This window comes from Bacillus sp. JJ634 (genome assembly GCF_036962285.1).
GTDB classification, from domain to species: domain Bacteria; phylum Bacillota; class Bacilli; order Bacillales; family DSM-1321; genus Peribacillus; species Peribacillus asahii_A.
This window is the reverse complement of the sequence record NZ_JBALMU010000089.1, coordinates 25,922-38,946: the sequence shown is the minus strand read 5'-3', so window position 1 is coordinate 38,946 and position 13,025 is coordinate 25,922. Positions and strand designations below refer to the sequence as shown.

The 13,025-nt window shown below is 37.5% G+C and carries 8 protein-coding genes and 2 pseudogenes; 7 read left to right on the top strand and 3 right to left on the bottom strand.

The features are described 5' to 3' along the window. Positions 1 to 335: pseudogene (locus tag V7068_RS14135) on the bottom strand (hypothetical protein); the annotation flags it as partial. Between the two features lie 375 nt (positions 336 to 710). On the opposite strand from V7068_RS14135, the gene V7068_RS14130 reads away from it, so the two are divergent. The 6 genes and pseudogenes from V7068_RS14130 to V7068_RS14105 all read left to right on the top strand — a co-directional run bounded on the left by V7068_RS14130 (position 711) and on the right by V7068_RS14105 (position 9,270). Next, positions 711 to 4,040 carry a CDP-glycerol glycerophosphotransferase family protein gene (locus V7068_RS14130; protein WP_499713314.1) on the top strand — a complete coding sequence of 1,110 codons (3,330 nt, stop codon included), beginning with the start codon at positions 711 to 713 and terminating at the stop codon, positions 4,038 to 4,040. Between the two features lie 127 nt (positions 4,041 to 4,167). Continuing rightward, positions 4,168 to 5,346, top strand: a pseudogene (locus tag V7068_RS14125) (CDP-glycerol glycerophosphotransferase family protein); the annotation flags it as partial. A 7-nt stretch (positions 5,347 to 5,353) separates the two neighbouring features. Then, a complete protein-coding gene (locus tag V7068_RS14120; protein ID WP_499713313.1) occupies positions 5,354 to 6,163 on the top strand; it encodes an ABC transporter permease in 810 nt (269 codons plus the stop codon). Positions 6,164 to 6,179: 16 nt separating this feature from the next. Beyond that, positions 6,180 to 6,977: a teichoic acids export ABC transporter ATP-binding subunit TagH gene (gene tagH / locus V7068_RS14115; RefSeq protein ID WP_127762112.1), complete on the top strand. Its 798-nt coding sequence runs from the start codon at positions 6,180 to 6,182 to the stop codon at positions 6,975 to 6,977. Between the two features lie 326 nt (positions 6,978 to 7,303). Further along, complete coding sequence (locus V7068_RS14110) at positions 7,304 to 8,032, top strand: WecB/TagA/CpsF family glycosyltransferase (protein ID WP_499713312.1); 729 nt, start codon at positions 7,304 to 7,306, stop codon at positions 8,030 to 8,032. A gap of 182 nt (positions 8,033 to 8,214) precedes the next feature. Further along, complete coding sequence (locus V7068_RS14105; protein WP_119117623.1) at positions 8,215 to 9,270, top strand: glycosyltransferase family 4 protein; 1,056 nt, start codon at positions 8,215 to 8,217, stop codon at positions 9,268 to 9,270. A gap of 370 nt (positions 9,271 to 9,640) precedes the next feature. Here the strand turns inward: V7068_RS14105 and V7068_RS14100 are convergent, their stop codons facing one another. Together V7068_RS14100 and V7068_RS14095 are read right to left on the bottom strand one after the other, a co-directional pair. Next, positions 9,641 to 10,660 carry an LCP family protein gene (locus tag V7068_RS14100; RefSeq protein WP_499713311.1) on the bottom strand — a complete coding sequence of 340 codons (1,020 nt, stop codon included), beginning with the start codon at positions 10,658 to 10,660 and terminating at the stop codon, positions 9,641 to 9,643. Between the two features lie 168 nt (positions 10,661 to 10,828). Further along, positions 10,829 to 11,470, bottom strand: a complete 642-nt coding sequence (locus V7068_RS14095) for a YigZ family protein (protein ID WP_499713310.1) — start codon at positions 11,468 to 11,470, stop codon at positions 10,829 to 10,831. 366 nt (positions 11,471 to 11,836) lie between these two features. Here V7068_RS14095 and V7068_RS14090 point away from each other — a divergent pair, with 366 nt between their 5' ends. Then, positions 11,837 to 12,979, top strand: a complete 1,143-nt coding sequence (locus V7068_RS14090; RefSeq protein ID WP_499713309.1) for a sensor histidine kinase — start codon at positions 11,837 to 11,839, stop codon at positions 12,977 to 12,979. Positions 12,980 to 13,025 lie beyond the last annotated feature (46 nt).

The following is a 13,025-nucleotide window of genomic DNA, read 5'->3' as shown; positions in this document are numbered from 1 at the left end:
GTTGGCTGCTTTAAACCGATTACAGAGACAGACACAGGGGATGCCGTCGCTGTTTCAACATCGGCTTTATAGATGTAACCAGTAACGGCTTTGCCACTTATATAGACCGAAGCCTTATACCAATTGTCACTATATGCTTGGTAACGAAGAATCGTTCCTTGACTATAGCTTTTTAGAACTGTTGAGCTTGTGTTTGTTTGCTCGTACACCTTCGTTGAACCATCTAACGCTACACCTTGTAAAGTAGTCGCAGCGGAAGCGATAGAAGTTGAAAGAGGCAGCAGAGCGAGTACAAATAGCAGCGTGAAAAAATAGTTGCGAATCTTTTGCAGCATACATTTTCCTCATTTCTTTAAAATTGCTAGAGTATCCATAGTAATCTATTAACCTATTAATTCTAGCATGTGATGTAAGGGAAATGAGGGATGTTTAATTTTGTAACGTATTTGTAACGACCTTGTAAAATAGGGCGGATATATATAGGGGAAGTAGTTCGCTTCTAAATGGATATATTATAGAAGAAAAACGAGAATTTTTTGAATAAGTAGAACGCCTTCTGCCCTTTCTCACGATGGTATGAAATAATAAAATGAAACAAATGGCACAAAAGTATAGCACTATTGAGAAAAAACAAAAAAACGTATATGATTTTAAAGGTACTAAACAGCGGTAAAAAGCCTAACTTAAACTAAGAATTATGGGTGATTTCTATGAAATGGAGTTCTTTTCGAAATTTACTATATAAGAAAAGACCTAAAGTGAAATTGAAGCACAATATATCGATTGTGCAAGATAAAGAAAACGTTACAATCCAAGGAGAGTTTTCTAAAGAGTATTACTGTGCCAAGGAACTGTGGTTTAGATCTAGAAGAGAGGAAGAAGATGTAATAAAGGTTGCAGAAATTACTCCGACTTCTCACTTTCTATTTCAGGTTAATTTGGAAGAGTTGCTGAACAAGTTTCAAGACCTTGAACCAACGATATACGATTGCTATCTCAAAGTACGGGTTCCTGATGAAGAATTAGGAGAAAAAACGTTAGAACGAATTGAAGAGCAAGCGGAATTTTTCGAGGAAAATGGAGTGAAAGTAGCCGAATACTTCATTCGTTTTGGACGCTTTCAAAATACAGTTGTTCAACAGACACAGACGCATCAATCGGGAGAGAAGCAAGGTGGATTTATTATAACAAAAAAAGGGAATATCTCCTTTGCTTATAATGTCATTCTAGCTCCTTCTATTAAGTTACAGATTGATAAAATTCAAAATCAAGCAAATAAGATGGTTATCGAAGGAAAAATGTTTACGAAGAACTCTAGAATTGTATCTGGAGAAGGGATTGTTAGAGGAAGAAATAATAAGAAGGAATATTCTGCACATGTTTCTTTCCTTCACAAAGAAGAGGCTACGATAAAGAAGTATGGCCTAAATCGTTATGAATATGTATTGGAGTTTGATCGTGAACATTTAGTGAGTAATCAATGGGAAGATGACATATACGATTTTTATTTGAATTTAGAGCTGCATGATCAAGAAGAAGAGAAATTAGTGCGGATTGGCCGTCCGACGACAAGAGTGAAGTTATTTATTAAGGAAGATTCTGTACAAAAAAATGATGCAGTAGCGGTCATTAATCCTTATTTTACATTTAAAGCCTCTAATCTTTCATTGGAAGTGTACAACTTTCCTGTGGAAACGTATCGTTTCTTAAAGAAGAAAATGCGTTGGTCGAAGCTTCTGCGAGCTGCTCATAAGAAAGATGATGTGTGGATTGTTGGAGAAAGAACTTATAAAGCGCAGGATACGGGATATCATTTCTTTAAGCATATGAGACAGAACTACCCTGACAAAGAAGTCTACTATGTGATTGAGAAAGACTCTCCAGAAGCAAAGAATGTAGAACCGTTAGGCAATGTCTTATATTTCAAATCAAAAGAACATATTATGAAGACGCTTATTTCAACGAGAGTCATTTCATCGCATCATCCGGATTATTTATATCCAATCCGTACAGGTTCCTTTAAAAGAAAAGTGAAGGCGTTAAAAGTATTTCTTCAGCACGGGGTTATGGGGACGAAGAATATGGTCGCCAATTATGGGAAAAATTCGTCTTCAGGTTTTAATACGGATATTTTCCTCGTGAGCTCTGATTTTGAAAAAGATATGATTGTCACGGACTTTGGCTATGATGAAAATGAAGTGTTTGTAACGGGGCTTTCGCGTTTTGATAAGCTGTTTGAAAAAGATGTCCCTGTGAAAAAACAGCTATTAGTCATTCCGACTTGGAGAGACTGGATTACATCGGACGAGGCGTTTTTGGAAAGTGAATATTTTGAGCGCTATCAACAGCTGATTCATCATCCTGATCTGCATGCACTTGCGAAAACACATCAGTTTGAAATTATCTTTTGCTTGCATCCGAATATGCAAAAGTTTACGCATTATTTTCAAGATGCTCCTGTTAAAGTCATCAGTCAAGGAGAAGTGGATGTACAGCGTTTGATTAAAGAAAGTGCGATTATGATTACGGACTATTCAAGCGTAGCTTTTGACTTTAGTTTTCTACACAAACCGGTCATCTATTATCAATTTGATAGAAGTCGGTTTATTGGGAAACGCCCATCACATTTGAATTTAGATAAAGATCTTCCGGGAGACATCGTGAATGAGCTTGAGGAATTGCTCGTGAAGCTTGAAGATTCGGCTCATAGTGATTTCATCATGAAGGAAGAGTATATTGAAAGAGCCAATCGTTTTATTAAATATCGAGATTTAAATTCAAGTGAGCGCATATATGAAGCGGTTCAGGAAGCTGAAAAAGAAGAGGGCTTAGTCGCGAAAGTCGTTCATCACCCTGTTTCCAATGTGTTGAAAAATCGCTTTAGAAAGAGTAAATACTATTTCCCAATTATGAAAAAAGCGTATAAAGTGATGTCCAAGGTTCTTCCGGTTGATAAAAATTTAATTCTATTTGAAAGCGGACTTGGAAAACAGTTTTCTGATAGTCCAAAATATATTTATGAAGAGCTGTTAAAAAGGGACGCTCCTTATAAAAAAGTATGGGTCTATAATAATAATCTACCAGTTAAGGATAAGCAGACGAAACGGATTAAGCGATTGAGTCCCGAATACTATTATTATTTAGCAAAAGCGGGCTATTGGGTGAACAATCAAAACTTCCCGACTTACTTAAGTAAGCGGAAGGAGACGACGTATCTTCAAACGTGGCATGGAACGCCGCTGAAGAAAATGCAATTTGATATTGAAAATATTCAAGGAAGAGACGATGAATATTTAAATAGAGTGCATCATGCGACAAAAACGTGGGATTACTTAATTTCACCTAGCCCTTATGCGTCAAAAGCATTTAGAAGCGCCTTTCGTTATGAGAAAGAAATCCTTGAAGTGGGTTATCCAAGAAATGATTTGTTTTACCGAGATGACGTTGATGAATTATCGAAAGAGATTGTTCGTAAATTAAAATTACCGAGCGATAAGAAAGTAATCTTGTATGCGCCAACATTCCGAGATAATCAAACATCGAAAAACAATAAATTTGTGTTTGAACTTAATTTTGATTTAGAAGCGATGAAACAAGCGCTTGGCGATGAATATATCCTATTGTTACGTATGCACGTTGTCATTAGCAATAATTTAACGATTCCAGAAGAGTATCGAGATTTTGTGATGAATGTATCGAAATATCCTGATATACAAGAGCTTTACTTAATTAGTGATATATTAATGACCGATTATTCTTCCGTTATGTTTGATTTTGCTAATACAAATAGACCAATCCTCTATTATACGTATGATTTAGATGATTACCGAGATAATCTGCGAGGGTTCTATATCGACTTTGAAGATGAAGCCCCAGGTCCATTAATGAAAACAACAGAAGACATTATTGATGCAGTGCTGCATTTAGATGAAGTAAATAAGAAATACGAGACAAAGTATCGTGCTTTTAGGTCCAAATATTGCGGCTTAGAAGATGGAAAAGCAAGTGAAAGAGCAGTAGATTTGGTTTTTAAGGATTAATATATTGTTCTGGAATGTCAGCACGTTTCGTTGTCTAGCTGCAGGCGCCTTGCTTCGGAAGGGAAAGAACGCAAGCGGGCGCCCTACGCTTTTCTTAGGAAGGAGAAGTATATAGTATATGGCATCATTGACGCACAAACTAAAGGCGATGCTTACGAATGCATATAAAGTCGCTTTCGGCATAGCTGGGAAAGTGTTGCCTGTTGATAGAAAGCTTGTGATGTTTGAAAGCTTTCTTGGCAAGCAGTATAGCTGCAATCCGCGAGCGATTTATGAGTATTTGCAAAACCATCATCCGGAATATAAGATGTATTGGAGTGTGGATAAACGGTATACCAAAACCTTTGAGGAAGCAGGTATTCCTTATGTGGCCCGTTTTACGATTCCTTGGCTTTTGAAAATGACACGTGCCCGCTTTTGGGTATCGAATAGTCGTTTGCCGCTTTGGATTCCAAAACCAAAGCACACTACTTATTTACAGACATGGCATGGAACACCTCTGAAGAAATTAGCAGCAGATATGAAAGAAGTACATATGCCTGGCACGGATACGGAAAAATATAAGAAGAATTTTCATGAGGAATCGAGCAAGTGGGATTATTTAATTTCACCGAATGCGTACTCAACGGAAATTTTTGCTCGTGCATTCAACGTAAGCCCGTCTAAAATTATTGAAACCGGCTATCCGCGCAATGATATACTGTACAATGGGAATAATCGTGATACAATCGATTCATTGAAGCAAAAAATGGGGATTCCATTAGATAAAAAGGTGATTCTCTATGCACCAACGTGGAGAGATGATGAGTTTTATGGCAAAGGCAAATATCGATTTGATTTGCAGCTTGATCTTCATAAAATGCGCGAAGAATTAGGGCAAGAGTATGTGATTCTTTTACGTTTGCATTATTTGATTGCTGAAAACTTAGATTTATCTTCCTACGAAGGATTTGCTTATAATTTTTCAAACTATGGCGATATCAGTCATTTGTATTTAATTTCTGATTTAATTTTAACCGACTATTCATCGGTGTTCTTTGATTATGCCAACTTAAAGCGGCCGATGCTGTTTTATGTATATGATATTGACAAGTATCGAGACAAGCTTCGCGGATTTTATTTTGACTTTGAAGCGACAGCACCAGGTCCGTTAGTGAAAACGACAGATGAGGTGATTGCAAGCATTCGCTCTTTAGCTGAGGCAGATGCCAACAACGATTCCTTCTACGATAGATTTTGTTCGTTGGAAGATGGTGAAGCTTCTCGTCGTGTCGTAGAAAAAGTGTTTTTAGGAAGGTCTGGGTAAATAACTTATGAGTGCAGCGTGGACTGTTTTAAAAGAACAAATTAATCATTTTTATTTGATAAGACGCTTGTCTGCTTACGAGATGAAAAGTGCCAATAGCGGCAACTATTTGGGGATTTTATGGGAAATTATTAACCCAATGATTCAAATTGCGATTTTTTGGTTTGTATTTGGGTTTGGTATTTTTCAGCGTAAACCAATAGATGGACATGATTTTCTTCCGTGGTTAGTTGCGGGGATCGTCGTTTGGTTTTTTGTGAATCCAGCGACAACCCAAGCGTCGAAATCGATTTATTCGCGTTTAACGATGGTTTCGAAGATGAGCTTCCCGATGAGTGTCATTCCTACTTATGTTATTATTGCAAAGCTTTATCAACATTTTATGCTGTTAGGTGTCATTCTAGTGATTTTGGCGATGACAGGTTACCTTCCTAGCATATATATTATTCAGCTGCCTTATTATATATTGGCTACGATTATTTTGCTCGTTTCATTTGGGTTAATTACGTCAACGTTAGCGACAATTATCCGTGATGTGCAAAATATGGTAACAGCTTTAATGCGGATTTTGTTTTATTTAACACCGATTCTATGGGTGTTGGATGCGGGTAAATATCCGTTAATTGTTCAAATTATGAAGTTGAATCCGTTATATTACATCGTACAAGGTTATCGCGCCTCACTGCTTGGAGAATCGTGGTATTTCATTGAAAACTGGGAATATACGCTTTATTTCTGGTTAGTTGTGATTGTTTTCTTCCTCATCGGTTCTTCATTACATGTGAAATTTAGAGATCGCTTTGTGGACTTCAAGTAAACGGGACGTGATAAGGATGGAAAAATCAGTTATCGTTAAAAATGTAACGAAAAAATATAAATTATATAAAAAGAACTCCGACAAGCTTTTGGATTTATTGCTGCCAAAAGAGTATGGGGAAGAGTATTTTGCGCTTAGAAATGTTAGTTTTGAGGCGGAAAAAGGCGATGTCATTGGATTTGTCGGCATCAATGGTTCAGGTAAATCAACGCTTTCTAATATTATTGCGGGAATTGTCCCGCCCACAGAAGGTACGGTGCAGGTAGAAGGGAAATCGGCATTAATCGCAGTATCATCTGGGCTGAATAATAAATTGACAGGCCGCGATAATATCGAGTTAAAAATGCTGATGCTCGGCTTTGATAAGAAACAAATTCAAGAGCTGGAGCCAGAAATTATTGAGTTTTCAGAGCTTGGGAAATTTATCGATCAGCCGGTTAAATCGTATTCAAGCGGGATGAAGTCACGCCTAGGTTTTTCAATTTCAGTTCATATTGATCCAGATGTATTAATTATCGATGAAGCGTTGTCTGTTGGGGATAAAAATTTCGCTGAGAAGTGTTTAGATAAAATGAATGAATTCAAAGCGAAAGGGAAGACGATGTTTTTCATTAGTCATTCACTTGGGCAAATGAAGAAGTTTTGTCAAAAAGCGGTTTGGCTTGAATATGGTGAGCTAAAGGCATATGGAACGATTGAAGAAGTAATGCCGCAATACGAACAGTTTTTGAAAGACTATAAAGCCATGTCCAAAAAGGAACAAAAGAAATTCCGCGAAGATAAAATGAAACAACGTAGTCAAGCGACTGTTTAAATCGTGCATGGGTGACATTCTTTATTTCAAAAAACGAGGCTGCACCAAAGTTGCATACTTTTGGGACAGCCTTGTTTTTTATAAAGTGAAACTTCCATCAGCGGGGCTCCGCTGATGGTTAGTTGAACCAATCGGACCTTTACGGGCAGTTGTCTCCCGCCTATCTTCTTTGTTTCCTCATAAGTTTGAGGTGGGAGTCTTACTGCCCGTTAAGAGTGGGATAAAATTTTCAAGATGCTTTTTGGTGTCTAGCTCAAGGCCAGCGGCTCGCCTTATAGGTGCCTGGAGCTTTTTAAAACTAGTGGACAGAAGAAAGGCTGGCAGACATGACAGAGAAGTTTGTAGAGATTTTAACGATTCCTTTTATTCGAACGACAAAAGATGTATTTGTTAATCGAATCATCTATCCTCGGCTTATGAATGAACAAAAAACCTTTATAGTTACAGCAAATCCTGAAATTGTGGAATATGCGAATAAACATGAAGAATATAAGCAAATTATTTTGTCAGCAGATTATATTACACCGGATGGAATTGGAATTATTTATGCTTCGAAGTGGTTAAAGCAGCCGCTGGAAGAACGAATTACAGGCTACGATATGATGCATGACTTATTTGAACTAGCTAATCTGCATGAATTGAAAGTATATATGCTTGGTGCTGAGGAAGCGGTCATTGGAGCGGCTGTAGAAAAGGTCAAACAGCAGTATCCGCATTTACGGATTGTTGGGCACCATCATGGTTATATTAATATTGAAGATCAGGAATTAGCCAAGTCAATTGCTGATCTGAAGCCAGACATTATTTTAACAGCGCTCGGTTTTCCAAAACAAGAACAATGGGTGAATATGCATAAGCATCTATTTGAAAAAGGGTTGTTTATGGGAGTCGGCGGCAGTTTTGATGTGCTGGCTGAAAAAGTACAACGTGCACCTGTTATTTGGCAGAAAGTGAACCTAGAATGGCTATACCGTCTTATTCAACAGCCAACTCGATGGCAGCGTATGATGGTGTTACCAAAGTTTATGTTAAACGTCTTAAAAGAAAAAGGATAATCCAGAACATAAATTGACAAAAAACTCTTGTTCTTGCAAAATAATTCCATATAATAATTTTTTTATAGAGATTTTCGTTGAAAACATATATACTGGGTAAGTGAGTATGAAATCAATAAAACAACGAATGTGAATTTTTTTTGCAAGTACGTGTGTTTTATGTCGAAAAAGAGGTGGGTCTTATGCTATTAGGGGCCTTGTTGATCGCTTTTTTACTATCTATGTTCTTAACTCCTTACGTTGGGAAGTTAGCATTTAAACTAGGCGCAACAGATAAACCAAATGCACGAAAGGTACACAGTAAAATTATGCCGCGTATGGGCGGTTTAGCAATATTTTTAAGCTTTCTCTTTACTTTCTTAATCTTTAGCGACCAAGTGATGCAGCAGCTGCCATTACTCATTGGTGCCATTTTGATTATTATCATTGGAATTGCAGATGATATGGTTGAGTTGCGAGCAGCACCTAAGTTTCTTGGACAAATTGGAGCGGCCTTGATTATTGTACTTTGGGGCGGTTTGGAAGTAGAGTTTATTAATCTACCATTTGGTGAGCCATTGCAGTTCGGAGTATTGAGTATCCCTATTACTATTTTGTGGATTGTTGGGATTATTAATGCCATTAATTTAATTGACGGGTTAGATGGACTGGCTGGCGGTGTCTCAACGATTGCTTTAATTACGATTGCGATTATGGCGGTCATTAAACAAGATATTTTCGTAGCGACGGTTGCTTTAATTGTAATAGGAGCAACAGTTGGCTTCTTGAAATATAATTTTCATCCAGCGAAAATCTTTATGGGTGATACAGGAGCCATGTTTTTAGGATATGTCATTGCCGTACTGTCTTTACAAGGATTCAAAAACGTAACGATGGTTTCGTTAATTATTCCAATTATCATTCTGGGTGTGCCGATTTCGGATACGTTCTTTGCGATTATTCGCAGGGTCGTGAACAAAAAACCGATTTCTGCTCCGGATAAATCTCATTTACACCATTGTCTATTAAATGTAGGATTTACGCATAAACAAACGGTTATTCTTATTTATGCATTAGCTGCATCGTTCGGTTTAGCTGCGATTATTTTCTCCTATGCAACGTTATGGGGAGCTTTGTTAATCATAGCTATTTTACTCATTACGATTGAGATTATCGTAGAGAAGATTGGGCTCGTTAGCTCGAATTATCAACCATTATTGAAGATTCTTAATCTGAAGAATGTAAAGGATAAATCATAGATTTATAGATGAGGTTGTCCCAAAGGTCATGAAAAATGGCTTTCGGGGCAGCCTCTTCGTTTAGCTGCAAATAATTACTTTTAAAGTGTGTTGAGGGACAAAGTTTGGGAATCTAGCAAGAAAAATGTCCTTCATCGGGTCTATGAAGGACAGAAACCGGGAATTCAGCGAGAGAAATGTCCCTCATTGGGATTATGAAGGAAACGGATATATTATAGAAATACAGATAAGTAAAGAGACGCTTCTTTCTTTTATTATAAGATAAAGCAAGTTAGCGGGATTATAAGGCAAATTGGCGGGATTCCTCCCGAATTCAGCGAGATTATAAACGAAATTCAGAAAAAGCCCTCCGGCAATGGAGGGCTTTTTTTCATTGTACAGGTGATTGTACAGCTTCTGTTGGTGTGGACGTTGGTGCAAGGTTTAAATGCGATTGTAGAACATAACGTATTTCTTCAACAGATGTTTCGTCTAATTGATAATAATACGTTCCGTTTAAATATAAATCATTTCCTTTAAGCTTTACAGATTCAAGGTTGATGCCTTGATCTGCTGTAATATAGTTTACGAATCCTTTAATTTGTGAGAATTGAAGGTTCGTTGACATATTGTCGCCAACTGCCTCTATCACATTTGTATATTTCGTCACGCCGTTAACAGACATGGCTTTTGCCATAATGGCTTTTAGAATTTCTTGTTGACGCTCCCCGCGTTGAATATCGCTATCTTGGTGTCGCGTACGAGCAAGTGCTAAAGCTTCTTCACCTGTTAATGTTTGTAAGCCGGGCTCTAATTGAATAGCTCCCTTTTTATCATTTGAATCCATTTCACTAAGCGCATATGGAACATCTACATCAATTCCGCCGAGTGCATCGACCACTTCGATAAATGCATTAAAGTTCATGCGGACGTAATAATCGACAGGAATATCTAATAATTCCTCAATCGTATCCATCGTCGCTTTTGGACCGCCTGCCGCATGAGCCGCGTTAATTTTCGTCGTTGCGTTTTTAGCTGGTATATATACATAGGAATCACGTGGAATGCTTAGTAGTTTAACAGACTTTTGATCTTTATTAAACGTAGCAAGTATAAGCGCATCTGAACGAGAATTTCCTTTGAAATCACGTTCATCACTATCATCAATTCCGATAAAAAGTATCGAGAAATTGTCTTCAAGCGGATTGACGGCTTCCCCATCACGTTTGGAAGAAACCTCGACAGGGTCGTAGGCTTCCTGAAACACATTTTGCGCTTTTAAGACTAATTTCGCTCCGTAAGCGGATGTGCCTAATATAAGAACGAGCAGAGGGATAAGGAATAGAAAAACTCTTTTACGCCGCCTCTTTTTTGTTTTTTTGATTTTATAAACACGTCTAGTAGTAGACATCTGTTCTTCTCCTTTTAAAAATAGCCTAATGCATAGATGCTATTTTTCGAGTGTATTTGATAATTTTCTTGAAAAGATAGGCCGAACTTAATTTTACATGGATTTTAGATATTCGTAAAATAAAAATTTCTTTTCAAAAAAATTACACGTAGAAGAGAACAAGGTGTACTAAGATTTGCTGATTTTTTGTTCCAAATATAGGATATCTCCCTCTTGAATGATCGCTTGTCCATTAGTGAGTTCGGTCATCCAGTCGATGTAGTCCTGTTTCTTTTCTTCTTCCGCGAAAATGTGAATGATGACTTGATCGAGGTATTCGATTTCTTTAATCGTATAGATGGAAGCGCGCAATTCATTTTCGAGCTTACCGAGCCATGTGTAGTCGACTTTTGTAGAAATCACACGCATAAGCTTTCGTTCGACAATCCCGGTTGCTTCAATGCCTTCAGAGGTGGATTTACTATAAGCGCGAATAAGACCGCCAGCTCCAAGCTTAATGCCGCCAAAATAACGTGTGACGACAACGGTTGTATCTTTTAAGTTTTTCTTTTTGAGAACTTCAAGAATAGGAACGCCAGCCGTGCCGCTCGGTTCTCCATCATCGAGTGCTTTCTGAATTTCATTACGTTCCCCAATGAGATAAGCAGAGCAATTATGGGTTGCATCTTTATGCTTTTTCTTAATTTCTGAGATAAATGTTTGAGCTTCCTCTTCTGTTTCTGTACGAGCAACGTGGGCAATAAAGCGCGACTTCTCAATGACGATTTCATGCTCTCCTCGATGCTGGACAGTTAAATAATACGGTAACATGCTATTTCTCCTTCCATTATTTGAGTAAGGGTCTTAGTACCTGTTCCTTGTCATAAAACAGTAAACAAACTTTAATGTATGACGAAAAACCTACATGCTATAATAAAAGCTGTTGGTATAGCAGTATATACTGAATGTTTAGGATGGTATTATCTTGTTGTATTAGGATAATTATTTATAGTCTATAATTAGGTAAAGATATTGTATCATATTTGATTTAGGGTAAATGTTTCAATGGAATGACAAACTCAGCGTATTTTTCATAGCTTTTTGGTACAATATGATTATCATACTATAGTGTCTAAGTCATATTCTACTGAAATTCTAATGCTGCGCTATACCTATGATGTAAGTGGAGGAGTCGATATGTCCATAAAAAATGTCAAGACTCAATCTTTGGACATCATCCTGGAAACGATGATTAGCACGGTTGGTGAGAGCAAAGATGAAGTTTTTGAGATTGAAGAGCAGTGCCGCCGTGATTTTGAAGCATTAGCGAAAGAGCTTGAAGATATTCGAATCCGTGTAGCCTTTGTGATTACTGAGAATGACCTTCTAGATAAGAAGGCTCGATTTGCCAGAAAACGGCTTTCAGAGGTTAGCAGGAATTTTAGTAAATTTTCGGAACAACAAGTGCGTGAAGCCTATGAAAAGGCCCATCAGCTTCAAGTTGATTTAGAAATGAATCGACAGTTGGAGAAGCAATTGCGCCATCGTCGTGATGATTTAGAATTTCGATTAAGAAATGTACAGCAAACGATTGATCGAGCTTCTCACCTTGTTTCACAAATAACGGTTGTGATGAATTATTTAACACAAGATTTTAGATATGTTGGCGAAGCTTTGGAAGAGGCTAGACGCAAGCAAGATTTTGGTTTAAAAATCATTGAAGCACAAGAGCAGGAACGGAAGAAGCTATCTAGAGAAATTCATGATGGTCCAGCGCAGATGCTTGCAAACGTGATGATGCGTTCAGATTTAATTGAGCGTGTGCAGCGTGAAAATGGTCCGGACGCTGCACTAGTTGAAATTAAAAGCTTAAAGGGTATGGTTCGCAGTGCTTTATATGAAGTACGTCGCATTATTTATGACCTGCGTCCTATGGCACTTGATGATTTAGGTTTAGTACCTACCCTCAGAAAATACTTGCAAACTATCGAAGAATATAATAAAGGTGCAAAATTAAGTTTTATTAATTTAGGACAAGAGAAGCGATTGCCCTCTAATATGGAGGTCGCCTTATTCCGGCTTGTGCAGGAAGCTGTTCAAAATGCTTTAAAACATGCAGAACCGACTCTTATTCAAGTGAAGTTATCAATCAGTAAAGAAATGGTGAGTGTTTCTGTGAAAGATAATGGAAAAGGGTTCGATGTGGCCGTTCAAAAGGAAAACTCATTTGGTTTAATTGGTATGAAAGAAAGAGTCGATTTATTAGAAGGAGAACTCACTATTCATTCATCTCCTAAAGAAGGTACACTTGTTCTTATTCAAATACCTTTTATAAATTAAACAGAAGAAATAGCATATAACAAATAGAATGTAGGGAGATGTAGAA

What these genes read in the sequence shown, in the direction of transcription:
- V7068_RS14130 (WP_499713314.1), top strand. Translation starts at nt 711, where the DNA reads ATGAAATGGAGTTCTTTTCGAAATTTACTATATAAGAAAAGACCTAAA.
- V7068_RS14120 (WP_499713313.1), top strand. Translation starts at nt 5,354, where the DNA reads ATGAGTGCAGCGTGGACTGTTTTAAAAGAACAAATTAATCATTTTTAT.
- tagH (WP_127762112.1), top strand. Translation starts at nt 6,180, where the DNA reads ATGGAAAAATCAGTTATCGTTAAAAATGTAACGAAAAAATATAAATTA.
- V7068_RS14110 (WP_499713312.1), top strand. Translation starts at nt 7,304, where the DNA reads ATGACAGAGAAGTTTGTAGAGATTTTAACGATTCCTTTTATTCGAACG.
- V7068_RS14105 (WP_119117623.1), top strand. Translation starts at nt 8,215, where the DNA reads ATGCTATTAGGGGCCTTGTTGATCGCTTTTTTACTATCTATGTTCTTA.
- V7068_RS14100 (WP_499713311.1), bottom strand. Translation starts at nt 10,660, where the DNA reads ATGTCTACTACTAGACGTGTTTATAAAATCAAAAAAACAAAAAAGAGG.
- V7068_RS14095 (WP_499713310.1), bottom strand. Translation starts at nt 11,470, where the DNA reads ATGTTACCGTATTATTTAACTGTCCAGCATCGAGGAGAGCATGAAATC.
- V7068_RS14090 (WP_499713309.1), top strand. Translation starts at nt 11,837, where the DNA reads ATGTCCATAAAAAATGTCAAGACTCAATCTTTGGACATCATCCTGGAA.